Genomic DNA, 23,669 nt, shown 5'->3' on the forward strand with positions numbered 1-23,669 from the left:
TGACTTATAGGGAAACGCTATGAGACACAATCAGTTAGAAATTCATGACATTGTCTCATAGAGTGGCTCTATGAGACAATGTCAGCTCTATATCCGTGAAATCTGTCTTATATAGAATAGCTCTATGGGACAAATCGTCTGCTATATTCGTGGAAATGTCTCATAGGATAGCTCTCAAAGACAAATGGTCTGCTATATTTGTGAAAATGTCTCATAGCCGATCTCTCAAAGACAAATTGTCTGCTATATTTGTGAAACTGTCTCATAGCCGATCTCTCAAAGACAAATGGTCTGCTATATTTGTGAAATTGTCTCATAGCCGATCTCTCAAAGACAAATGGTCTGCTATATTTGTGAAATTGTCTCATAGCCGATCTCTCAAAGACAAATCGTCTGCTATATTTGTGAAACTGTCTCATAGCCGATCTCTCAAAGACAAATTGTCTGCTATATTTGTGAAACTGTCTCATAGCTGATCTCTCAAAGACAAATCGTCTGCTATATTTGTGAAACTGTCTCATAGCCGATCTCTCAAAGACAAATGGTCTGCTATATTTGTGAAATTGTCTCATAGCTGATCTCTCAAAGACAAATGGTCTGCTATATTTGTGAAATTGTCTCATAGCCGATCTCTCAAAGACAAATCGTCTGCTATATCCGTGAAAATGTCTCACAGACGAGCTCCATCGGACAAAAACGAATTTAAAGCACCCTAACTTTCTAATAGATGGACCCGCTCCTATACAGGAGTGAAAAACTTAGTTCAACATACATAGAGCTTTTTGAAAGGCCGTTTGTAATTGCTTGGAAGAAGCAATGAGTACTATTGGCTGTCTTTAAATAGTAGTTAGTTTAATGAATTTCATAATACGTATTTAATGCTTCACCATCACCATATGTAGTTGAGTTGGTTCGTTCCCAACTACATATGGTGATGGAATAGCCGACTTTGGTAATTATGAAATTCATTCAGTTGGTAAAGTTTTCCCGTAACCAACTATTACTTAATTAGATTTTCATCCAACTCCAGCATCACCGGACAATGGTCACTCCCCATCACTTCCGGGTGTGCTACGGACTGAATGAGGGCATCTTTCAGCCGTTCCGAAACGATGAAGTAATCAATCCGCCAGCCGATATTCCGTTCCCGCACTGTACGCATATAAGACCACCACGTATAGATTCCTTCCGTATCCGGATGGAAATACCGCAATGTATCAATGAAACCATTGGACAAGATTCGCGTCATTTTGCTCCGTTCCTCCACAGTGAAGCCGGAATTTCCTTTATTCGTTTTAAAGTTTCTAATATCGATTTCTTCATGTGCCACATTCAAATCGCCGCAATAGATGACGGGTTTTGATGCATCAAGTTCACGCAGATATTCAAATAGTTTATCTTCCCATTCCAAACGTTCATCAAGTCGTGTTAAATCACGCTTTGCATTTGGCGTGTACACGTTAACGAGATAGAAACCTTCGTATTCGAGTGTGAGGATACGACCTTCGACTTCCGAATTCGCTTCGCCAACGCCGTAACGAACGTTAATCGGTTTAACCTTTGTAAAAACAGCCGTCCCGGAATAGCCTTTCCGCTCGGCATAGTTCCAATATTGATGATAGCCTTTTAAGTCCAAATCTATTTGCCCGGCTTGTACTTTCGATTCCTGAATACAGAAGATATCTGCGTCTATCTCCTCGAAATAATCCAAGAAACCTTTACGTACACAAGCACGTATTCCATTTACATTCCATGAAACCAATTTCATTTTATATAAACTCCCTTTATCTCTAATTGATCCATCTTACATAAAGCCTATTGTACCATAAACAATTGCGGTTCAAAGGATAAGAAGTACAGAAAATACTTTTGAAAATAGGATTGACAGTTATCTGTATTAATCATATAATACAGCGTATCAGGTGTATTAATGGCGTAATACGCTCCGTCTACACTTCATGTACTAACTACTTAATACACAATTATACCCTCAGTGTATTAAGCGTTTAATACATAAAAGATATTAACTTCAAGAAATGAGGAGGGTTATATTGAAGATTACGTTTAATAAACGGGACCCCGTATACATACAAGTCGTGCAGCATTTCAAAGAGCAGATTGCCAGTGGCAAGTATGAGCTGGGACAAGAAATTCCATCCCGGCGTGAGCTGGCGAATCAATTGAAAATTAATCCGAATACGGCACAACGAGCATATAAGGAAATGGAGGAAGCGGGCTTGATTTTTACAGAGGGAAATAATCCGAGTCGCATTACAAAAGATGAGCAAGTATTACGTAATCTGCGTACGGAACTAATAGAAGGTGCAGTGGATCGCTTGATAGCCGCTGTTGAACCAGTCAATATTCCAATCGACGAATTGATCGGGCTAATTCAAGCGAAATATGAAGAACAAAGGGGGGAGCAGCGTTGATCGAAGTGAAGAATGTGACGAAGAAATTTGGCAGGAAAAATGTGCTTCAAGGTGTTTCTTTCACAGCGAATAAAGGGGAAATTACTTGCCTGATTGGAGTAAATGGAGTTGGGAAAACAACAATTTTAAACGGTATCGTAAACCTCACTCCCATGACAAGTGGAGAAATCCTGATTGATGGTGAGAAGCTTACGAAGGAAACGTATGAAAAAATTGCTTTCATTCCAGATGCGATCACCATGCTCCCCCGTATGCGAGTCCGTGAGGCGATGCAATTTATGCAGGACTTTTACGATAGCTGGAATAACGAGCGGGCAGAGGAATTATTACGGTTTTTTAAATTGAAAAAAGAAGATCGTATTTCCAGTTTATCGAAAGGGAATGTGGCGAAAGCGAATCTGTTATTAGGTCTTGCCCTTGATGTGGATTATTTATTGATGGATGAGCCATTTTCCGGAATCGATATCTTCAGCCGGGAACAGATTGCTGATGTGTTCACCAGTCATTTAGTTGAGGAGCGTGGCGTTATTATTACGACCCATGAAATTAACGATATCGAGCATCTCATCGATAAAGTTGTTCTCCTTGATGACGGGATTGTATTTAAGGAATTCGCTACAGAAGAGATGCGGGAAGTAGAAGGGAAATCGGTAGTTGACGTGATGAGGGAGGTTTATCGCGGATGAATAATTTTCTGAAACTGGTGAATTTCGAGCTGGGCCGGTTCATCAAAGTCTATTTCATACTTGCAGGGATTACGGTTGCTTCTCAGCTAATCGGGATGGCACTTATTGCAAATGATTATTTAGAGATGTTTAATGAAGAAGTTTATACGAACGGAACCTCAATAGAACTATTTGTTGAATACTACGGAGAGATAAGCTTACTGAATTTACAGTATTCCCAATGGTTTAATCTGCCAATTACTTTTGCAGTGGCAGTTTTAATCATTTATTCTTTCTTCATCTGGTATCGCGATTGGTTGGGGAAGAATACGTTTATCTACCGACTTCTGATGCTCCCGACCGCGAGAATTAATATTTATTTAGCGAAGGCGAGTGCTATTTTTCTGATGGTGCTTGGGCTTGTCGCATTGCAGGTTGTTTTATTAAATGTAGAGTCCAGCATGTTGAAGTGGATGGTTCCTGCAAATTTGCGGGCAGATTTAGGGATTATGGAGTCAATCGGGGGGTTACACAGTGGTGGGTCTATGTTAGCAGTTATTATCCCAACGAGCTTCATTCAATTTTTAATCCATTATGGGGTTGGCTTTATGGTTGTGTTTATTTTGTTCACGGCAATTCTTTTTGAAAGAAGTTACAGGTTCAAAGGAATTGCATACGGAGTTGGTTATGCGATTGTAGCGTTCGTTGTCTTTTTTGCGCCGTTTGTCGTGGAAATTATTTTTGGAAGAAACTATTTGTTCCCGACGGAGTTATTTATTTTAGAGGGTATCTTATGGATTGTTGTAACAGGCTCAAGCATTTGGGTCAGCAATTATTTATTGAATAAAAAGGTCACGGTATAGGAGGGGAGCTTTGTGAAGAGATATTGGAAAAACGTCATTCTGCCATTGTTTATCGTTATTACATTTGGCGTTTTATATGTGCATCACGCAATTGCCAAGGAAGGTTTGCCGCAGTTTGAGCTGGTGAATGTTTCAGATGATGAAGGAATCGGTGAAGATATCATTATATACGGTAATTATGTGGCAGATGAGAGTTCTGTTTGGGAATCATTTAGACTTAGTTCAGATGGAATTTCGTATTCCAGTGAGCGTAATTTTTTGGAACAGTTTAATGAATTTTTCGAGTCACAGGAAATGGAAAAGCTACGTGAGGAAGAGCGAGGTTTCATGAGAGGGAAAGAAGTCGATCCGCATTTGTATAGTAAGGACGCGGAGCAGATAGCATATGTCGGGCCGTCTGCACTTTTTAACGATTCGTTTGAATTTGAGGTAGATGTATTGGACCGGGAAATTCGGGAGAAAAAATCGTTTAAGCTTGATATCCCCGATAGTGACGGAACGGATCATATCTATGTGGATCACGTTCAGCTTCTTGATGATATGCTTTATGTGACAACGACTAACTACTTAATGGAAGATAAGGAATTGCATATCTATCAAATTTCGTTGCAAGATGAAACGATTGAGGATCGTGGTGCAATTGCAGGAGGAACCATTCATGGCCATTTTATTGTTTTAAACAATGGAATGGGGCTCAAGCGACAAGAAAATATTATCGTTAGAGCAGAGTATATCGAATGGAATGAGGGTATGCACACTTCAGAAGTCGTCGATGAAGAATATTTTACTTATGACTTAGAGACTGGAAAGAAACAAGTATTTGAAGTGCCAGAAGAATTTGCAATGGCAGAAGAGTCGACAGAGCAAGAATACATGGAGGAAGAGCAAGATACGACAGAAGAAGTAATCTATCCGACCAATCATGAAAGTGTCGGAAGTGAGGAACTTTACTTTATTACGTTTACTTCAGATGGAATAAACTATTATCCGTATCATTTACAAGAAAATAAGCTGCTAGAGGAAAAGGAAATCAGCTTTGACGAGAACATCCTTAGCGGGCTTTCCGGAGTGTACACCAAAGGAGATCATCTGTATTTCTATAGTAATGCAGGAGAAGATGGGAATCAGATGAAGAAGTTGTTTAAGGTTGATCTTGTAAATGGTGAAATCGTTTATGAGGGAGAAATCAAGCTTACCGACGCGCCGAAAGAAACACATGTCTATAACGTGGAAGTATTTAATGTCGAGGAAAAGAGATAAGAAAAACGTGGCTCAAGCATTAATCTAGAGCCACGTTTTTATATATTTTATCAAGCTTTTCCTCAAGTAAATCCATATGGACAATTCTAGCTTCCCGAATATATTCTTTCCCTTCCACAAACAATAAGAGAACAGGAATGGTAAAGATGGAAAAACGCCCAGCCACTGCTTCAACATCATCAACATTGATATGAGCTGTCTGGATTTGGGGGTAATCTTCCATCAGAATTTGCACCTTAGGGAGCAAGGCGTGACAGACACTGCAATTGGTCCGTGAAATAAAGAGGAACGCTAAGCTGTTGCTTTGAATAAAGTCATCGATTTCTTCTATAGAATAAAGCTCTTGAAATTCGCGCATGCTATTCCCACCCAAGTAATTAGATTTGTTTTTACCATTATAACAAGGAAGCCCTTTTAATCCACCTTTAATGTTTATACGAGCTTGAAGTGGGAAAAGTGAATAAAAAAGGAATCTGAGGTGATCAGGATGAATGATAAAGACAAAGATTTTGAAAAAGTCCCAGAAAAGAAGCCAAAATGGAATGAAGAACGCCGCACCGAACTCGATGAATTCAAACAACAGCAGCATGTTGATGACATACCTCTTGAAGATCTGAAAATCGAACAAGAAGATGAAAAAGACAAACACAAAACAAAAGACGACTCCCAAAGCGAACGGAAATATAAATAGCGGGACATGGGGGGGCAGAGCATTTGTCCCAGTTTTGGGACGTGGCAGGCTTGAGTTAATGGGAAGTGCTAATTGTCAATTCCCCTAATAAGTTGTCTTTTGTCAGATAGGGCAGAGATGAGCTTTATCAGTTCCCGCAAACAGTGCTTATTTGTTAAAAAGGTCATTGATAACGCCAATCACTACCCAATATCAATATTAAAACACAAAAACAGGCACTGACCGATTCATATCCCATGTTATTACTGCCAGAGTAACCACCATTTCCTGGCCAAGCCAACAGGAGGTGTATATGTTTTGCCCGAAGCTATGATTATCCGATTAATTGTTACTGCGGTTGTACTCGTAATCATCGTTGTTATTCTCATCCGCTTTCGAAATGGTCATTCGCCGGAAGCAGATCCTTCTGATTCGCTTGATATAATGAAAAGGCGTTACGAAGAAGGGGAGATTACGAAAGAAGATTATGAAGAGGCAAAAAGGCGTCGAGGCAAAAAATAAACTGGGATAAGGTCACTGACCCCATTGTCCCAGTTTTGATCATGCTTTAAAGCGGGTGAATTTTTCTTCGAGTGGTGTTCGTTCTTTTGGTGCGGGTTTTTCGTCGAAGTATCCAAGGTGGATAAAGCCGACGATTTTTTCATTATCTGTAACATCAAGAATTTCTTTTACTTTCGGCTCATATATATGCGGATTTGTTTTCCAGACGACACCAAGCTGTTTCTCCCAAGCAAGCAGCCAAAAATTCTGAATCAGTGTTGCAATTGCTCCGAAGTTTTCGTCCCACTGTTTTTCCAGTTCTGGAACATTCATCACCGCGACTAATATCGCATTCGGTTCGTTCAAATAGTTCTCCCGGTTCTCTTGTCTTTCTTCTGGATAAGTTGACGCTACCCGTTTCGCAAATACCGGAAGCTCTTCTTCGCCTACGAAAATAAAGCGCCAAGGTTCACGCATGCCGTGAGTCGGTGCCCAGCGCGCATCCTGCAATAAATCCCGCACGACTTCTTCTGTAACCGTTTTATCATTATATCCCTTTTTAATCGCTCGTCGCTCACGAATAATATTCGCTAAATATGTCTTCTCCATTTTACAAGTCCCCTATTTATTTAATCTATTCTTCTATTGATTGTAGTTCAGGATGAATGATAAAGCAATTCGCATGGAAAGATTCAATCGTTTGTGAGGCTCATCACTGACTTTTTCTAGAATTGAAGTAAAATAGGAGGTAGGTAAAGGAATTGGAGGATACATATATGACGCTTTACGACGCACTTGTGTTTATACATATTTTCTCAGCTATTCTCGGTATGGGTCCGGGCATGGTGATGACTGCTGTCGTCACGCTCTCGAAACCAGCTACGATGACGGAGTTAAGGCATTCTTTTAAAGTGAGGAATTCATTACATATTTTTACAATGATTGGCGGAACGCTGTTGCTCGTTACTGGATTATGGATGGGAGCATTGAATCCATATTGGTTCAGCCAAGGATGGTATATTGTTAGTCTTGTACTCTTCCTCGTTGCGCTTGTGATGGGACCGGTCGTCCTTAGCCCACGTTCAAAGCCGATTAAGCAATTGTTTGTCGATGTAGAAGGGGAAGAAATCCCTGAAGTGTATTACGATTTATCGAAGGAGTTATTCCTCTATGAACGGATTATTAATGTGATTTTCCTTATTATTATAGCGTTGATGATTTTAAAGCCGTTTTAGAAGGATTAAAGCGGCTTTTCTTATTGTGGGAAATATTTGAAAATGGATTTCTCCGACTAATGAAATATGTTACCCTTTACTTCAAAGGGGATGATTGGAATGAACGTTTCAAGACCTCGATTGCTTTTCAATATTAGCTTGCTGCTTCTATTATTGGTGCTGTTTTTACTGACGTACCCAACTTCATATTCTTCTTTGCTCATGGTAATTTTCATTGCAGGCATATATCATACAGTAGCCTTTTTTATTAGAGATAAAAATAAAAAAGCGAAATGGAGCTTATTTGCAGTATTTTTCGTTGTGCTCTTTTTAGCGATTCTGTTAATGGGAATTTTATTACCTAAATAAATAAGGCGGTGTACATCATAAAAAATCTAAAAGACTGGAAACATCCCGCATTACTACTCACAACAATCGGCATATCAAATATTGGAGACTTTATCCACCTCGTAGCAATAAACCTCATGGTATACCAGCTTACTGGTTCAGCAGCGGCAGTGGCAGGACTGTAAAATAAGCTAAGGGAGGAGAAGAAATTGAGGTCACTACTAATGCTTATTGCTTGCTTATTTTTGCTGGGAGCCTGTAGTTTCAATGAAGAAGGAAGTCATTTTCCAGAAGAAATGCCTGAAGACTTTGATTTCGTTTTGAATTATGGCTATGAGGCAAGAGATGTGATAAACACATATGAAAATACCTATACCAAAAATATGATTTCGAGCGATGATGAAACGGTAAAAATGATATTATTAGAAGAGGAAATGGAAACAATGTATGAGAAAATGAAAGAAGCTGATATATTGAAATCAGCGGAAAATGCTGCTAAATCTCAATGTGCAGATCCTTATGAAGTAAATGAACTTAAATTGACAATGAATGGCGAAATTTATCAAAGAGAATGGATTACATCCTATTGTGACAATGTACCTGACAATAAGTTAAAAAACTTCATGGAATTTGTACACCAAGATATCATTATGAAAAAAGAGGAGTACAAGGAATTACCTGAACCCTCAGGTGGTTATGATTGAATCTTAATCGCTTTGTGAATATAACTGATTTTAAAACTGTCACACTCAAACTAACTGGAGCATTAGTAGAATAAAATTCAGCTTATTGTACGAAAGTGCCGGGTGTTTAAGAAAGGTAGCAGTCTTTTTTCTTGTGTTGAATATTTTGAAAAAAATGAATTATAATGAAGCCTATATTCAGCGGTATCGTATGTAATAAAAAAGGGGGTTATGCACGATGCTTCGAAAGGTAATGTTGTTAGGGTTATTTTTGATATTGCTTTCAGCTTGTAGTTCCAATACCTTCACTTTTAATGGAGAAACGAATAATTGGTCTGCAACATTGAAAGTTACTCAACACAGTAACGACTATGAAGACCAAGAATTCAAATTGGAATATCAAGGCGACGATGTTAGTGCAGTTGGAGATATAACTTTTGAGGTTGATACTAATGCTGGAGGATTTGCTGGCAGCGGTTATACATTAAGTGAAAATGGTGTACTAAATATTGATAATGAAGCAAACCCAACCAATGCCAAAATAATTGAAAATTCCGAGGTGGAAGTAATAGTAGAGTGGAACGATAACATGGAGACGATTATATTAACTAGCGATTAGATATTAAACAAAAATTCAGTCACCAATTAAAAACATAGAAAGTGGAAGGGGAAACGAAATGAATCCTTTGCTGTTAGATGTTCCTTTACAATTAGAATCGGACAGACTAATCCTTCGAGCGCCCCTACAAACTGGGGACGGAGAAATTGTAAACCAAGCAATTAGAGATTCCATTCATGAATTAAAAGAATGGTTGCCATTTGCCCGAGAAATTCCTGCTGTTGAAGAAACGGAGGTAAATTTAAGAAATGCTCATATCGATTTTTTGAAAAGAAAAAGTTTCCGTTTTCTCATTTTCGATAAAGAGAGCAATGACTTTATTGGGATAACGAGCTTCGAGAGGGTAGACTGGAACATTCCCAAATGTGAAATTGGATATTGGATTCATACAGGGTTTAGTGGTAAAGGTTACATGACGGAAGCCGTAAAAGCATTGGCTGACTATGGATTAAAGGATATGGGGTTTAAAAGAATTGAAATAAGATGTGAACCAACCAATCTCAAAAGTCGTGCGATTCCTGAAAAACTTGGGTTTGCGTTAGATGGTATTTTAAGAAATGATGATTTATCTGCAGATGGCAGCGAACTAAGGGACACTTGTATTTATTCTATTGTAAAATAAGGAAAAAAGGAGAAAGAGAAAATGGACACTAAACAAAAACTTTATCAGGCAGCAATAGAATTGATAGAAAAGAGATATCCTTCAGGTTGGGGAGGGGCCGCAGCAATGTATACGGAAGACGGGAAAATTCTAACCAGTGTAGCACCAGATGTTATCAATGCTTCGACGGAACTATGCATTGAAACTGGTGCAATTCTTGAAGCACATAAACGAAATACAAAGGTCACTCATACGATCTGTGTTGTTAGGGAGGATGAGCATTCTGAATTTACCATTTTAACCCCTTGTGGTGTATGTCAAGAAAGGTTATTTTACTGGGGAGAAGATGTAAAAGCTGCTGTAACGAACCCAAATGGTAAATTAGAATTTAAAACTTTACAAGAAATACAGCCATATCATTGGTTTAAAGCCTATGAAGATTAATTTTAATTAAAGAAGCTATGTACGTTGAATTTAAGTATTATACATCTTTAAAAACTCTGCTTTTTTGCTGGGATTAACGCAATAATCTTAAGCAGATTCACACGCCGTTACCTATCCGAAAATGAACTGCAATATTCATGTATCCATTATTCCTTTTGCGGGTCATGTTGTGCATCTAGATCAGCCGGAAATTTATAATAAAATTGTTGAAGGGTTTATTGGTAAAGCAGAATCATTAACGTGAGTCGCTTAATTTTAAGAGGGAAAATAGTTTGTTTTACTTACATCGTGTGTAAATGAACAGGAGGAATTATATTGAAGGATATTAATGAGTTTGAGGGAACTTTGGCTGCTATTGATAGACTTACAGAAGAGGATGCCAAATCCTTGTTAAAAATAATGTATGGATTTGTTAATACTGCTATGACAGGAAATGGGGGGAATGAAGTGAAACTAGAGGTCGTACATAAGCTATCAAATATTTATAAACGTACCTCAGATCTTAACGAGTTAAGAAGTAAATACGCTAAAAAGAGCTGATTAGTATTTAGATATTATAAATATACTTGACGGAACGTAGGAAAAAGTCTAAACGGAGGTAAAAGTAAAATGAGAAACAAACGCTTTAAAATAATTCTTTCCATCATCTCCATTTTAGTTTTTGGTTATCATACGTTCAGCTTATTTTATCTCTGGTCAGATATTCCAAGTCAGATCGCCATCCATTTTACTGGTAAAACACCAGATAACTGGGGTTCTAAATACTTTTTATTTGTGATACCAGTTATAAGTATTTTTATTTGGTTCCTTATTGGCGTATTAGTCAAAAGTCCGGAAAAAATGAATTATGTTAATTTAACGGAAGCTAATAAAGAAATCCAGTTTTCTAGAACAGGTAAAGTGATGTTGCTTATTCAAAATTTGAGCTTTATATCCTTAATATTGGCTAACGAAGCAATGCTGAGAAATGCAGCAGGAATCGAGTCTGCTTTTCCTTTTGCAATTTCGCTTCTTCTTTTAGCCATTTGCTTTATCGCACCTTTTTATCTTCTATTTTGGGCATTTTCATTGAAGTATTGAAGAAATGGAATTTTACTGAACATTATGCACGTTCACAGGAGAGGGTAGAAGCTTTTTCATTACTTAAATCCATTTTATAGAACTACATAAAATAATCGTAACTCCATAGAATAAGCCTATAAGTTAGGAGGGCATTTTATGGATTATAGCAAATATCGGGAAGAGATTTATGAAAAAACAAATGAATTAAGTGAACTGATATCAGGCTACTGGAACGCGTATTCCAGTTTTGATACATGGCAGTTTTGGGTATCTCTGTTGCTTTTTATACTGCCATTGGCTTTACTTTTCTTTACAGTCGATCGAGAGAGGATTTTTGAAATCTTTTTCTTTGGCTATACGGTGCATATTTTATGGACCTATGCCAGTGTCATTCTTGAACATTATAATTTGATGAATCATACACACTTTCTGCTCCCTGCTCTGCCATATTCATTGAATATAACCTCATCGCTGCTCCCTGTAGGTTTTTTACTATTGTACCAGTATACAACAAGACATAAGAAGAATTTTTATTTGTATACTCTGCTGTTAAGTGCAATATTTGCATTTGGGTTTGCAACAATAGAGGAATGGTCGGGCTTAATAGAGCTTCGTAGGGGAATGAATTATTTCTACATCTTCCTTATTGATATTGCAGTTGTGTTCATTTCATACTGGTTTACATTGTTTATAAAAAGAGTGAAAGATAATCATACCAAAGTGAAAAAGTAACCTCTCGCGGGGTTACTTTTTTAATGACCAATGAAGATAAGGAGTTTAATGGAGAAATAAGGCAGTTTGGAAAGGGTGGTGAGTTTAGCAAAAGATGTTGCAGAACAATTATTATTTACATATCCAATGAATGACGATAAGAAAATGACGAAATACCTTGAACATATTAGGCAGTTACCAGTTGATGCACAAGGACATCCTCTTCAGATGTCTCCTTTTCTTATTATGATGTTACTATTATTTTATCTCTTGCCAAATCCATATAAAGGTTTTGCAATACTCGTTGCACTTGTTTTTTGGGTAGTATGGTGGATATGGAACTTTATTGCTGATAAAAAGAAAAAGATATAGATCCACTAACTCTATACCATACTAGGCGAGAGGGCGCATTCTTACGATATGCTCCTAGATCAATATGCGATACAAAGAGGATTTGTTTTCATAACAAATCCTCTTTGCCGCCAGTGTTAAATGGAAGGACGGTTTGGACCATTAAGTTTTTTGTTACCTTTAATTGCAGTAGATTTCTCTTTCTGCTGCTGACGCTCTTGTTTTTGTATTTCTTTGCTTTTATCCATGCAAAAACCTCCTTTACGTATAGTGTGTCTAATTTGATGGAAATGATTTATATTAACGCAGGCAAAATGCTTTTATTTATCGCAATAACTCTAATCCTTATAACATTATTTTGTTAATCCCCAAATTAATTCCTTATAAATATCAAAAAATGCAAAGTAGTAATCTTTATAAACATATTCATCTGTTTTATGTGCCATTTTTGTTTCGCCTGGACCGAACATCATGAATGGGAAGTTATCATCTTTGCCTCGTAATAAGTTTGATGCATCCGTCACCCCTGGCGAACCTTTAACAGAAATATCTAAGTCTAAATACTTTTTACCGAGTTCTTTAGCAAGCTCAACCATGTCAGATTCTCCTGACGTGAAAACACTTGGTAATGACATGGTTACTTCAACATCAATATCAGATCCTTCTTTATTGTAGTTGTCAGCTGTTTTCTTGAATAACTCGATTACTTCATCTATACCTCTTTTCAAGAATGGGAAAATGGACAAAGCTGGAAAATAGATCAAACATATATTGTCTTTGTACAGGCGGAAGACCGGTTTTTAGATATTCCATATCATAGATGTAGAGTGGGGCTTAATCACCTGGCGTTTCATGCTAGTTCACGTCAGCATGTAAATGAAATGGCGGATAAGTAAAAAGATAGAGGAATAAATATTCTTTATCCAGTTAAACATCCTTTTGCTGGCGGGGAAGATCACTATGCGGTGTATTTTGAAGACCCGGATAGGATTAAAGTAGAGCTTGTGGCACCTGAATAGTTATTAGAATAGCCATAAGTATAGCTGTTGTTTTTTCTTAACTTAAAGCGTTTCGACAAAAGAAGTATAAAAAAGAGGGAACAAAGAATAGAAATTAAACAAGCAGCTGTATCCGACGCAGCAATTATTCATCACTTAATGCTTCAAGCTTTTGTAGAATATAAAAATGAAACCCCATCATCGAATGCTTTGGAAGAAACACATCAATCCGCTTCAAATGCTTTGGAAACGGGAGAAAAGGCATTAAATTAAAAGTAGGATTTTTGAAGTTGGAGTGTTAGCAGATAATATGTAATGTTTTATAAAAATCGAACGAAGCTTAAGAAGCGTTTTGTATAAAGGGGTAAAGCTAAATGGAAATTAAAATAGGAAAGAAAACTATTACTTCAAAGTCAATATGTAAGTTAATGTTTATCATGGTTCTATTTGCTACTATAACTCAAATGATTATTAATTTGCTTTCTGACAGGAGTATCTTTGCGGGAATGGTTGTTTTCTCAGCTTGTGTAACAGTTGTATGTTACTATTTTAGTAAGGAACGAGTGTAATAGCTAAACAAAGCAATCATCAAGGTGATTGCTTTTTCTTTTAGAATAATATCAAGATCAGCGGTATGTCTATTGAAAATAAACGCCAAATATGATATAGTCGTAAAAATTTAGCATTATAACGTTAAAGGATTTAAGGGAATATACTGGATGGTATCCAGTAATAGAAGGAGGTTTTCTGATGAGAAGAATTACACTAGAAGAAGTTTTCCTACATCCGATCACTCAGAAGTATCTTCAGCGTTCAGGGATTGCTCACGCTGTAGCTGTAACGGAGTACGCTTATATTTTTGCAAAACGATTTGAAGTGGATGCGGATTATGCAACAAAAGCGGCGCTCCTTCATGATGTTGGCCACTACACCTGGTACCGGGATGGTGAATGGGATTATGACCTTTATAAGGAAAATGATATCCATGCGATCAAAGGTGCCAGCCGGGCACATAAATTATTAATTAAGCTGGGGGAAGATCGGCATGCCGCGAAGAAAATAGCAATTGCTATCTTGCTCCATACAGATTCATACTTGCCTGATGGGCATCTAGAACTCGAACCGCTTCAACAAGTCGTCGCTTTGGCTGATGAAGCAGATGAAGAGGGTGGAGGCAACCATCATTATAAGGAAATTGACTTTGAAAATGCGCTTTTGCGAATCCGTGCGCTTGATGTACAGATTAACCAGGATTTGCGTGAGGGAAATGAGGCTCGGGGTGTCAGTTGAATTAGAACGTAATAAAAACGATAAAAAAAGCTCGAATGAACAGGATGCGTAACGCATGAGGTAAACTGTTTGTTCGGGCTTTTTTGTGATGAAAAAATATGTTTTTATTTCCTCGGATTATATCCATCCAAAAAAGTAAAAACGCATAACTAAAAACTAGCCTAAAGTTATGCGTGTTTGTACAGTCTTTTGCTCTCTTGTTTCGACAAATTTCCCAGGAAATATTGTGAAAAAAGATACCTAAACAAGTTTTTATTTCTGTATCTTCCGTAAAAAGTCAATCGTGCGTGACGGGGCAGCTTCTATTTCCTATCCCCGCCGAGTAAATTAAACAGTCCTCCTGCAATACTGCCTTCTCCTTTTGATTCCGATCCCGCTCGCTGTGGAGCTGCTGCAAACACTCGGCTTGCGAGTCTGCTGAAAGGCAACGACTGTATCCAAACCGTCCCAGGGCCACGGAGCGTTGCGAAAAATAGACCTTCTCCACCGAATAATGCTGTTTTAATCCCGCCAACATATTCAATATCATAGTCTATACCTGAAGTCATTGCTACAAGACAACCTGTATCGACACGCAGTACGTCCCCAGCAGTTAGCTCCCTCTGGTGAATCGTTCCACCTGCATGGACAAAAGCCATTCCATCTCCTTCAAGCTTTTGCATAATAAATCCTTCTCCACCAAAGAATCCAGTTCCAATTTTGCGTTGTAATTCAATTCCGACGGATACCCCTTTTGCAGCAGCTAAAAAGGCATCCTTTTGGCAAATCAATTTTCCATCGAGTCGACTTAAATCCATTGGAATGATTTTTCCCGGGTAAGGTGAAGCAAAGGAAACGTGTTTTTTTCCCCATTCCTTCATTTGTAAATGCGGTCATAAACAAGCTTTCCCCTGTAATCAATCTTTTTCCTGCACCAATAAACTTGTCCATGAGTCCTCCGCTATGTTTTGATGAACCATCTCCAAAAATGGTTTCCATTCGGATCTGGTCATCCATCATCATTAAACTTCCAGCTTCAGCAACAACCGTTTCATCTGGATCAAGCTCCACTTCTACAAATTGCATATCATCACCGTATAATTTGTAATCAATTTCGTGATTATTCATTGCTTCACTTCCTCTCCATATTTAATTGTATTACGCTTAAACGATGAAAAGGTTTCAAAAGATTCGAATCATTTATAGGGCTAAAAGCTCGGAGCGCTATTGGACGGCAACTCCGAGCTTTCATTTGGCTTATTCATTTTCCGTGAAATATTCTTCCATTGTTTGGTCGTTCTCCAACATTTCTGTTGCAGCTCTTACACCAACATAACGCAAATGCCATGGTTCGTATTGGTATTGCGTAATATCTTCCTTCCCTTCTGGATAGCGGATAATGAAGCCGAATTTATGCGCATTTTCCGCGACCCACTCACCCTCGGGAGTATCTCCAAAATCAGTCGTCAATTGATAACCGACAGCTGCACTCGTAATATCCATGGAAAGTCCGGTTTGATGTTCCGATTCTCCTGGACGCGCGCTGAAGATATTCGCCTCTTCCTCACCATGTTCACTTGCATAGGCATGGAATAAGGAGACTTGGGTATCATAACCACGATAACCAGATTGGGCAAATAACTCATGTCCTGTCTCTTTTGCTTCATTGAATAATTCTTCCAATGCTGTTGCAGCGGGTGCACGTAATTGTTTCTTCGGTAAGTCTTCTTCAAATGGGAAACTTACATCTGGAACGACAAGGCCATGGGGGATATAATCATCTGGTAAAGCTCGTTCCTTGTTTATAATTGCGAGCTGGTCATACGGATTGCCGACAACGATAGCACCACTGCCTGTTGTGACAGGTTCAGCAAGTGGTGGGAGACCATCTCCTGATTCCACTGTAAGTTCACCTGCTAAAACTCGCTCAAGCGCAAGTTGTGTCGCTTCATCATATATTCCTGTCACATCTAAATCATCCAGCTGTAATTGAATATCTGTGATGGCCCAGGCTGTTATGCCAGAGTAAATACCATCGGTTGGGAGTGTATAGCCGATCTGTTCTAGAATATTTTGCAGTTCAGTAACAGCATCCCCCTCATCGAGTTTTTGCAATTCAGTATTTGGGAGAGTGCTATTTTCATCATCTGCTTTAACTTCTTCATCGGTTTCTTTTGTTGCATCTATCTCCGAATTAGATTGCCCGTTAGTTGTTTGTTCCCCGTCTGTGCAAGCAGCGAGTACTAAAATCAATGTAAAAAACACGGTAACGATAATTGACTTTTTGTTCATTTCAATCCCTACAATCTTCATAATTTACGTGGTTAGCAGTCTATATTTTCTCATAGGAGGGGGGGAAGGGCAAGAAGTAAAAGATAATGAAACCTCAATTTTAACTGGGAGTAGAACGACAGAGCAAAAAGCAAAAAGTTGTTTTAAAGGACACACTCAAGATGTATAAACCTATAGAAATAATGAAAAGCCTCATGTTTATAGATTAATTAATTAAATGCAGTTAGTTATTGTGAATAAGTGACTCGAATTCTTGAATATTCCTTGTAAATCACAACAATGTACACTGATTGTCCGATACTTTGCGATGAAAGCGCCGCCATAAGAGGTGGAAACGATGTTACCATTATATATGTAGGAGGGAAGACATTGGGGCTTGGTGATAGGAGTACAAAGATTCTAAATGAATTAATTAGTAATCCGAGCATAACTAGTACAGCAATTGAAAAGAAATATAACATTACCAAAAGACAATTAGGTTATAGCATCAAGAAAATTAATGAATGGCTCGAGCTAAATGATCTTCCAATTATAGAAAGAACCAGGCAAGGACAATTTGTTATTAATCAAGTTATTTTTACAGAGTTAGCTACCAGCGAAGATGTAATGCTTGTTTCAGACTCGAATATTCTTACGGAAGAACAGCGTGTGTATCTTATTTTGCTGATGCTGTTGAGTTCCAAGGAAGAGTTATCATTAAATCATTTTACGATTGATTTAGATGTCAGTAAGAATACAGTCTTAAGTGATTTGAAACTAGCTCAGGAATTATTAAATGATTATCACCTGGTGATTCGCTACTCAAGAAAACATGGTTATTTATTGGAAGGAAAGGAATTTCAAATACGCAAACTTCTCATCGATATCACTTACCAAGTGTTGCAAATGAGTAATGGAGAAACAAGGTTTAAGGAAATTGCTTCTCTTCATTCTCGCGATATTGAAGAATTCACGAATCGAATTATAAAGGTGGAAAATGAACTAAGCTTACGATTTACAGATGAAAAATTGAAAACTATGCCGCTAATTTTATTGCTTATCCTGAGAAGGGTTGAGCAGGGCTATGTTATTGAAACTTTTCCCATAGAGTATGAAGAACTGTCTGATACAAAAGAATACCAGGCAACAGAAGAGTTGCTCTACGATTATGAGGACATTGCAAAGTCTGAAAGGATATTTATTACCTTACATTTGTTAACAGCAAATATCTTCTCTGCGGAACTTGTGATGGAGGAAACAATACCCAATCTGGCTCCAGCTATTGATAACATGCTTAGGCAATTTGAAAAGAGTGCATGTATTTATTTGAAAGATAGGGATCAGCTACTAGATAAATTGTTTCAACATATCAAACCAGCATATTACCGGATTAAATATCACCTGACGGACAGCACTGTTCACATACAAGGGAAGTTAAGTTCGCAATTTAAAGAGTTGCATCATTTAGTTAAACGTTCAATAGGTCCGTTAGAAGACCTGATAGGTGAAACGATGCCAGATAATGAAATTGCTTTCATCACGATGTCAATTGGCGGATGGATGAACCGCCAAGGAGAAAGCATTGATAAGAAAGTCAAAGCAATTGTTGTTTGCCCGCAAGGTGTATCTGTTTCAAGGATTTTGTTTAATGAGTTGCGAGAGTTATTTCCCGAATTTGTGTTTTTAGACTTTCTGTCGGTTCGTGAATACCTTCATTATCCATTAGATTTTGATATAGTATTTTCTCCAATATATATTGAAACAGAGAAAAAGCTTTTTGTTACGAAAACTTTTCTTGGTCAAGAAGAAAGGAATCGTTTACGAAATCAGGTCATGCTGGAGATCCATGGATATGTTCCGAACGACATTGATATTAATCAAGTCGTTGAAATCATTTCTAACCATGCAGTGATTCAAAATGAAAAAGAGTTGGCTAGAGCATTAGAAGGTTATTTTAATCGCGATGATAATTCAGCCATTATCAAGCAAGTTCAAGAAAGTGATGAATTGAACCTAAATGAAATGATAACACCGGATAGGATTATATTAAGGAATACTGTTTCTTCATGGGAGGATGCTGTTCGAATCGCTGCGAGACCACTAGTTAAAAATGGAAATATCGATGAAACCTATGTAGATACGATGATTCAATATAGTTTACAAGACTCCTATATCATCATCGGTCCAGGTGTTGCAATTCCACATGCAGCTCCAGAAGATGGGGTTCATAAAGTGGGAATGAGTTTGCTGAGAGTTCGGAATGGAGTAGATTATCTTCAGACCAATCGAATTCAGCTCATTGTTGTCATAGCTGCAGAGGATAAGCAGCAACATCTACGTGCTTTAATGCAGCTTATGAATTTATCGGGTTCTGATGAAGATCGGAATAGGGTGATAAATGCTGTTACGGTTCAAGATGTGCATAATATCTTGAGTCAATATTCTAATTAAATCATGGGTTTATCAATATTTTAAAGGGGGTGAGGACAGGAATGACAAAAATGTTTTATAACGCCAAGTTAGATGCTGATAGTTATATGGATTTAATTAATAAGTTAGGAAAACAAATGTTTGAAGCTGGATATGTAAAAAAGACATATATTGATGCTGTTTTAGAGAGAGAAAAGACTATGCCTACTGGACTTAGAACAGGACATATCAATGTAGCCATACCACATACAGATGTTACACATGTCAATGAGTCAGCAGTAGTTGTAGCTACTTTAGAACATCCTGTTAATTTTTACTTGATGGATAATCCGGCTCAACAAACCGAAGTAGATATTGTATTTCTACTTGCAGTGAATGATCCAAGTGAACAGCCAGTGTTATTATCCAGACTGATGTCCTTGATTAAAGAGAAAGAAATCTTAAATAAGATTAAAAAGGCGAATGATAATCAAACTTTGGAAGAAATATTATCACTTAAAATGGAATAAAAATTTAGGAGGAATTATATTATGAGAAACTCATTTAAAGTATTGTCAATTTGTGGTTCAGGTACAGTAACGTCAACTATGGTAGCGGGTAAAGTAAAAGAAGAAATGGAAGAAAGAGGGTATACAATTTCTACTAATACAGGCAAACCAACAGAAGCTTTAAGTTTAGCGCAAAGTAATGATTATGACTTAATTGTACACACAAGTCCATTACCAGGTGGTGAATATGGAATTCCTACAATTAGTTCCGTTAGTTGTCTAACTGGTATGGGAGAGGAAGAATTCTTCGATGAAGTTGAAGAAGCACTAAAATCTTTAGCAAAATAAATAGTAAAAAAGGTAAGGGGAGACACCTATGTTAGAAACTCTTCAAACTATATTTAACGCATTTGGTGCCGCTATTTTGGTACCAATCATTATCATTGTCATTGCATTAATATTAAAAGTACCACTGAAAAAATCCCTGATGGCAGGTTTAAGTGCAGGTATAGGTTTACAAGGTTTCACGTTAGTTATTAATTCATTTACACCTATAATTGCGCCAGTTATTGAAGGGATGGTAGAAGGTACCGGAATTAGTTTAGCTGCGTTTGACGTAGGTTGGCAGGCGACATCTATTGTAGCTTATTCTACTCAACCAGGAATGGTTTTCCTGGCAGTAGGTATTATTTTACAAACTGTTCTATTCCTTGTGAAATGGACTGATGTATTTCAACCGTCTGACCTATGGAATAACTATTCCTATGCTATCTGGGGCTCTATGGTTTTTGTTGTTACAGATAGTATGTTGTTAGCGCTTGGCTGTATGATTCTATTAAACTTATATAGTCTATTAAACTCCGAAATAATTGCAAGAAGATGGTCTACTTATTATGGATATCCAAACACAACAATTGTAGGTATGCATAATATTGAGCCTGCTATGTTTGGTCTAGTTATCGATCCAGTCCTAAACAAGCTTGGTTTCAACAAAGTTAAAATAAATCCAGAAACTTTACAGAAAAAGCTTGGTTTGTTTGGTGAGCCAACTGTATTAGGGTTCTTTATAGGTGCTCTTATCGGATTAATAGGTAATATAACGGTATTAGGCACCTTTGAAGCGTGGGGTTCAATTTTAACGGTAGCTGTAGCAACAGCTGCAGTGATGGCGATATTTCCAAAAGTGGCTGGTATCTTTGCAAATGCCTTTACACCGATTACGGATGCAGCAAGAAAATCTACAGCTAAAAGGGAAAAAGGATCAGGTCGTGAATGGTTCTTAGGTATTAACGATGCGGCAGGTTTTGGTGAGCCAGCAACATTAACGTCGGGGCTGCTTTTAATTCCAATTATGGTGTTAATGGCATTTATCTTACCGGGAAATGAAGTTATTCCTGTTATTGACTTAGTCGCGCTGCCATTCATGGTTCAAGGCCTTGTTGCTTTAACGAATGGTAATATGTTAAAGGTTATGGTAAACGGCATTATCTGGTTTAGTTTAGGACTTTATGTTGCAACTTCTACCGCACCTTTATTTACAGAAATCGCAATGGATGTTGGTATTGCGCTGCCTGCAGGTGCGTTACTCATTACAAGTTTTAATGTTCTAACTAAGCCACTTGCATCACTAGTATTCTTTGCATTCTTATCAGGTAGCCCGCTGTGGATTGGAGTAGCCATCGTTGCTTACTTAATTCTTTGGTATGCATTTAGAAAAAATAAATCTGCTTTCTATGATTATCTTGATCGTCAAGCTGCCAAAAATGATCCGGTAGAAGAAACAGCGGTTTAAATTAGATTAGGTTGTTAGTTTGTAAAGAAAAAGTTAACGAACAATTTTTAGATCATTAATAACGATGAAAAAGGCGTTTTACAACAATTATATATTGTAGGTAGAACTCCTTTTTCAATTTTACTATAGAAGTTGAGGGGAAACATCATGGAAGGAAAAATGAAAGCAGCAGTACTACAATCACTTGGAAACATTAAAACAGAAATGGTGGATATACCAAAAATAAACGATGAGGAGGTGCTGATTAAAGTTAAATTTGCAGGAATCTGTGGTTCGGATGTGCCTCGTTCGATGACCACGGGTGCACGTTTATATCCATTAATCCTAGGCCACGAATTCTCTGGTCAGGTTGTCGAAGTGGGTGCTAATGTAACTGAAATACAATCTGAAGATCGTGTGGTAGTGGCACCCCTTATACCTTGTGGAGAATGTCAACATTGTAAAGCTGGTAATTATGGCTTATGTGATAACTACAATATTATTGGAACTGGAAGTAACGGGGCGTTTGCAGAATATGTCAAAGTGCCAAAAAATCATGTACTAAAAATTGACGACGAACTGGATTTTGAAACAGCGGCTGGAATTGAACCTGCAGCAATCGGCTATCATGGTTTACAAAAAGCGAACATTGAACCAGGGGAAACAGTCGTAATTATGGGCTGTGGATCTATCGGTCAATTGACATTACAATGGGCGAAAATCTTTGGGGCTTCTACCGTCATTGCAGTAGATATTTTCGATGATAAATTAAAACTTGCGAAAGAACTTGGAGCGGATATTACGATCAACTCTAAGGAGGAAGACCCTGTGGAGAAAATTAGAGATCTTACTAATGGTGGTGCTGATGTCGTTGCTGAAACAGCTGGTAATGTTATCACACAACAACAATCTATTTTAGCAGCAAAGAAAAAAGGTCGTGTTGTATTCTTAGGGATTACTCATAAAGGATTAGATTTAGAAGAAAAAACAATGGATCATATCTTACGAGGCGAAATCACAGTTCAAGGTTCCTGGAATTCTTATACTCCTGCTTATCCGGGACTAGCATGGAAGGCGACACTAGATTATATGACAAAAGGCGATATTCAATTTAAAAAAATGGTTTCTCATAAAATATCAATTGAAGAAGTTGGCGAATATTTGAAGGGAATGGCCGATCGAACTCTTGATTTTAATAAAGTGTTAGTTTCCTTAGAAAACTAGGGTTATAGAATAAATATCTTTATAGGGAGGTAATCAAATGTTGGAACAATTGAAACAAGAAGTATTAGAAGCGAATTTAGGATTACCAAAACATGGGCTGGTTACTTTTACTTGGGGAAATGTAAGCGGAATTGATCGAGAACAAGGATTAGTCGTAATAAAACCAAGTGGGATTGAATATAACAAACTGACTGTAAATGATTTGGTCGTTGTTGATTTAGATGGAAATGTTGTAGAAGGAGATTTAAACCCCTCTTCCGATACTAAAACTCATTTAGTATTATACAAGAATTTCACTGATATTGGGGGAGTTGTTCATACTCATTCCTCTTGGGCAACCAGCTGGTCTCAAGCAACTAGAGATTTACCTGCACTTGGAACAACTCATGCTGATACATTTTATGGTACTGTTCCGTGTACAAGAAATTTAACAAAAGATGAAATTGAATCAGATTATGAATTGGAAACTGGCAACGTGATTGTAGAAACTTTTAACAAACGTAATATCGATCCTAATGCTGTACCAGCTTCCCTAGTATATGGACATGGGCCATTTGCCTGGGGAGGAAATGCTCAAAAGGCATTGGAAAATGCGGTTGTTCTTGAAGAAGTATGTAAAATGGCGTTTTATACGTATCAATTAAACTCGGAAATAGCTAATTTAGATCAGCATTTGCTTGATAAACACTATTTAAGAAAGCATGGAGCAAACGCATATTATGGTCAATAAGAGTTATAAAAATAGAAAATGCATCCTCTTGCATTTTCTATTTTTATAATAGGGACAAAGCTGA

General features: G+C 37.6%; 29 protein-coding genes and 3 pseudogenes. 26 read left to right on the plus strand and 6 right to left on the minus strand.

Annotated elements, in window-relative coordinates:
• Positions 1-1,000: 1,000 nt before the first annotated feature.
• Positions 1,001-1,768 (minus strand): exodeoxyribonuclease III, encoded by a 768-nt coding sequence (locus LZD48_RS17090; protein WP_235763917.1) that lies wholly within the window; start codon positions 1,766-1,768, stop codon positions 1,001-1,003.
• Between the two features lie 283 nt (positions 1,769-2,051).
• On the opposite strand from LZD48_RS17090, the gene LZD48_RS17095 reads away from it, so the two are divergent.
• Genes LZD48_RS17095 through LZD48_RS17110 form a run of 4 tightly spaced genes read left to right on the plus strand, consistent with a single transcriptional unit; the run spans position 2,052 to position 5,220 of the window.
• Complete coding sequence (locus LZD48_RS17095; protein WP_235763918.1) at positions 2,052-2,432, plus strand: GntR family transcriptional regulator; 381 nt, start codon at positions 2,052-2,054, stop codon at positions 2,430-2,432.
• Complete coding sequence (locus tag LZD48_RS17100; RefSeq protein ID WP_235763919.1) at positions 2,429-3,118, plus strand: ABC transporter ATP-binding protein; 690 nt, start codon at positions 2,429-2,431, stop codon at positions 3,116-3,118. Before LZD48_RS17095 ends, LZD48_RS17100 begins: the two co-directional genes overlap by 4 nt.
• Complete coding sequence (locus LZD48_RS17105; protein ID WP_235763920.1) at positions 3,115-3,960, plus strand: hypothetical protein; 846 nt, start codon at positions 3,115-3,117, stop codon at positions 3,958-3,960. The genes LZD48_RS17100 and LZD48_RS17105 overlap by 4 nt, the downstream gene beginning before the upstream one ends.
• A 12-nt stretch (positions 3,961-3,972) precedes the next feature.
• Positions 3,973-5,220 carry a hypothetical protein gene (locus LZD48_RS17110; protein ID WP_235763921.1) on the plus strand — a complete coding sequence of 416 codons (1,248 nt, stop codon included), beginning with the start codon at positions 3,973-3,975 and terminating at the stop codon, positions 5,218-5,220.
• 19 nt (positions 5,221-5,239) lie between these two features.
• On the opposite strand, the gene LZD48_RS17115 is transcribed toward LZD48_RS17110, so the two are convergent.
• Positions 5,240-5,578, minus strand: coding sequence for a thioredoxin family protein (locus LZD48_RS17115; protein ID WP_235763922.1), 339 nt, complete (start codon positions 5,576-5,578; stop codon positions 5,240-5,242).
• 129 nt (positions 5,579-5,707) lie between these two features.
• On the opposite strand from LZD48_RS17115, the gene LZD48_RS17120 reads away from it, so the two are divergent.
• The gene (locus LZD48_RS17120; RefSeq protein WP_235763923.1) at positions 5,708-5,911 is read left to right on the plus strand and encodes a YczO family protein; all 204 of its coding nucleotides are present in this window, start codon (positions 5,708-5,710) and stop codon (positions 5,909-5,911) included.
• Positions 5,912-6,208: 297 nt separating this feature from the next.
• A complete protein-coding gene (locus LZD48_RS17125; RefSeq protein ID WP_235763924.1) occupies positions 6,209-6,412 on the plus strand; it encodes an SHOCT domain-containing protein in 204 nt (67 codons plus the stop codon).
• A 39-nt stretch (positions 6,413-6,451) separates the two neighbouring features.
• Here the strand turns inward: LZD48_RS17125 and LZD48_RS17130 are convergent, their stop codons facing one another.
• The gene (locus tag LZD48_RS17130; RefSeq protein ID WP_235763925.1) at positions 6,452-7,000 is read right to left on the minus strand and encodes a nitroreductase family protein; all 549 of its coding nucleotides are present in this window, start codon (positions 6,998-7,000) and stop codon (positions 6,452-6,454) included.
• A gap of 167 nt (positions 7,001-7,167) precedes the next feature.
• On the opposite strand from LZD48_RS17130, the gene LZD48_RS17135 reads away from it, so the two are divergent.
• The 11 genes and pseudogenes from LZD48_RS17135 to LZD48_RS17185 all read left to right on the plus strand — a co-directional run bounded on the left by LZD48_RS17135 (position 7,168) and on the right by LZD48_RS17185 (position 12,445).
• On the plus strand, positions 7,168-7,626 hold the full coding sequence (locus LZD48_RS17135) for a DUF2269 family protein (protein ID WP_235763926.1): 459 nt from the start codon (positions 7,168-7,170) through the stop codon (positions 7,624-7,626).
• A 99-nt stretch (positions 7,627-7,725) separates the two neighbouring features.
• Positions 7,726-7,974 (plus strand): hypothetical protein, encoded by a 249-nt coding sequence (locus LZD48_RS17140; protein WP_235763927.1) that lies wholly within the window; start codon positions 7,726-7,728, stop codon positions 7,972-7,974.
• Positions 7,975-7,991: 17 nt separating this feature from the next.
• Positions 7,992-8,135, plus strand: a pseudogene (locus tag LZD48_RS17145) (MFS transporter); the annotation flags it as partial.
• A 27-nt stretch (positions 8,136-8,162) separates the two neighbouring features.
• A complete protein-coding gene (locus LZD48_RS17150) occupies positions 8,163-8,657 on the plus strand; it encodes a hypothetical protein (RefSeq protein WP_235763928.1) in 495 nt (164 codons plus the stop codon).
• Between the two features lie 217 nt (positions 8,658-8,874).
• Positions 8,875-9,255, plus strand: coding sequence for a hypothetical protein (locus tag LZD48_RS17155; RefSeq protein ID WP_235763929.1), 381 nt, complete (start codon positions 8,875-8,877; stop codon positions 9,253-9,255).
• A 58-nt stretch (positions 9,256-9,313) separates the two neighbouring features.
• Positions 9,314-9,877: a GNAT family N-acetyltransferase gene (locus LZD48_RS17160; RefSeq protein WP_235763930.1), complete on the plus strand. Its 564-nt coding sequence runs from the start codon at positions 9,314-9,316 to the stop codon at positions 9,875-9,877.
• A gap of 21 nt (positions 9,878-9,898) precedes the next feature.
• On the plus strand, positions 9,899-10,300 hold the full coding sequence (locus LZD48_RS17165) for a cytidine deaminase (protein ID WP_235763931.1): 402 nt from the start codon (positions 9,899-9,901) through the stop codon (positions 10,298-10,300).
• 315 nt (positions 10,301-10,615) lie between these two features.
• Positions 10,616-10,840, plus strand: coding sequence for a hypothetical protein (locus LZD48_RS17170; protein WP_235763932.1), 225 nt, complete (start codon positions 10,616-10,618; stop codon positions 10,838-10,840).
• 69 nt (positions 10,841-10,909) lie between these two features.
• Complete coding sequence (locus tag LZD48_RS17175) at positions 10,910-11,380, plus strand: DUF1648 domain-containing protein (RefSeq protein WP_235763933.1); 471 nt, start codon at positions 10,910-10,912, stop codon at positions 11,378-11,380.
• A 138-nt stretch (positions 11,381-11,518) separates the two neighbouring features.
• Positions 11,519-12,094: a hypothetical protein gene (locus LZD48_RS17180; protein WP_235763934.1), complete on the plus strand. Its 576-nt coding sequence runs from the start codon at positions 11,519-11,521 to the stop codon at positions 12,092-12,094.
• Positions 12,095-12,160: 66 nt separating this feature from the next.
• Positions 12,161-12,445, plus strand: a complete 285-nt coding sequence (locus tag LZD48_RS17185; protein WP_235763935.1) for an aminoglycoside 6-adenylyltransferase — start codon at positions 12,161-12,163, stop codon at positions 12,443-12,445.
• Positions 12,446-12,777: 332 nt separating this feature from the next.
• On the opposite strand, the gene LZD48_RS18840 is transcribed toward LZD48_RS17185, so the two are convergent.
• Positions 12,778-13,188 carry a M20/M25/M40 family metallo-hydrolase gene (locus tag LZD48_RS18840; RefSeq protein WP_310739858.1) on the minus strand — a complete coding sequence of 137 codons (411 nt, stop codon included), beginning with the start codon at positions 13,186-13,188 and terminating at the stop codon, positions 12,778-12,780.
• Here LZD48_RS18840 and LZD48_RS17195 point away from each other — a divergent pair.
• The 3 genes and pseudogenes from LZD48_RS17195 to LZD48_RS17205 form a co-directional block, all read left to right on the plus strand.
• Positions 13,138-13,443: pseudogene (locus LZD48_RS17195) on the plus strand (VOC family protein); the annotation flags it as partial. The gene LZD48_RS18840 and the pseudogene LZD48_RS17195 overlap by 51 nt on opposite strands.
• A gap of 27 nt (positions 13,444-13,470) precedes the next feature.
• Positions 13,471-13,695, plus strand: a complete 225-nt coding sequence (locus LZD48_RS17200; protein ID WP_235763936.1) for a hypothetical protein — start codon at positions 13,471-13,473, stop codon at positions 13,693-13,695.
• 477 nt (positions 13,696-14,172) lie between these two features.
• Complete coding sequence (locus tag LZD48_RS17205) at positions 14,173-14,712, plus strand: HD domain-containing protein (RefSeq protein ID WP_235763937.1); 540 nt, start codon at positions 14,173-14,175, stop codon at positions 14,710-14,712.
• Positions 14,713-15,014: 302 nt separating this feature from the next.
• Here the strand turns inward: LZD48_RS17205 and LZD48_RS17210 are convergent.
• Together LZD48_RS17210 and LZD48_RS17215 are read right to left on the minus strand one after the other, a co-directional pair.
• Positions 15,015-15,819: pseudogene (locus LZD48_RS17210) on the minus strand (TIGR00266 family protein).
• Positions 15,820-15,948: 129 nt separating this feature from the next.
• A complete protein-coding gene (locus LZD48_RS17215; RefSeq protein ID WP_235763938.1) occupies positions 15,949-16,983 on the minus strand; it encodes a D-alanyl-D-alanine carboxypeptidase family protein in 1,035 nt (344 codons plus the stop codon).
• 369 nt (positions 16,984-17,352) lie between these two features.
• Here LZD48_RS17215 and LZD48_RS17220 point away from each other — a divergent pair, with 369 nt between their 5' ends.
• The 6 genes from LZD48_RS17220 (at position 17,353) to araD (ending at position 23,605) form a co-directional block, all read left to right on the plus strand.
• The gene (locus LZD48_RS17220; protein ID WP_235763939.1) at positions 17,353-19,413 is read left to right on the plus strand and encodes a BglG family transcription antiterminator; all 2,061 of its coding nucleotides are present in this window, start codon (positions 17,353-17,355) and stop codon (positions 19,411-19,413) included.
• 41 nt (positions 19,414-19,454) lie between these two features.
• Positions 19,455-19,901 (plus strand): PTS sugar transporter subunit IIA, encoded by a 447-nt coding sequence (locus LZD48_RS17225; protein ID WP_235763940.1) that lies wholly within the window; start codon positions 19,455-19,457, stop codon positions 19,899-19,901.
• 21 nt (positions 19,902-19,922) lie between these two features.
• The gene (locus tag LZD48_RS17230) at positions 19,923-20,228 is read left to right on the plus strand and encodes a PTS sugar transporter subunit IIB (protein ID WP_235763941.1); all 306 of its coding nucleotides are present in this window, start codon (positions 19,923-19,925) and stop codon (positions 20,226-20,228) included.
• A 28-nt stretch (positions 20,229-20,256) separates the two neighbouring features.
• Positions 20,257-21,672 carry a PTS galactitol transporter subunit IIC gene (locus tag LZD48_RS17235; RefSeq protein WP_235763942.1) on the plus strand — a complete coding sequence of 472 codons (1,416 nt, stop codon included), beginning with the start codon at positions 20,257-20,259 and terminating at the stop codon, positions 21,670-21,672.
• A gap of 147 nt (positions 21,673-21,819) precedes the next feature.
• Complete coding sequence (locus LZD48_RS17240; RefSeq protein WP_235763943.1) at positions 21,820-22,875, plus strand: galactitol-1-phosphate 5-dehydrogenase; 1,056 nt, start codon at positions 21,820-21,822, stop codon at positions 22,873-22,875.
• Between the two features lie 37 nt (positions 22,876-22,912).
• On the plus strand, positions 22,913-23,605 hold the full coding sequence (gene araD, locus LZD48_RS17245) for an L-ribulose-5-phosphate 4-epimerase (protein ID WP_235763944.1): 693 nt from the start codon (positions 22,913-22,915) through the stop codon (positions 23,603-23,605).
• Positions 23,606-23,669: the final 64 nt, after the last annotated feature.

The organism is Oceanobacillus alkalisoli (genome assembly GCF_021556485.1).
Taxonomy (GTDB): Bacteria; Bacillota; Bacilli; order Bacillales; family Amphibacillaceae; genus Oceanobacillus; species Oceanobacillus alkalisoli.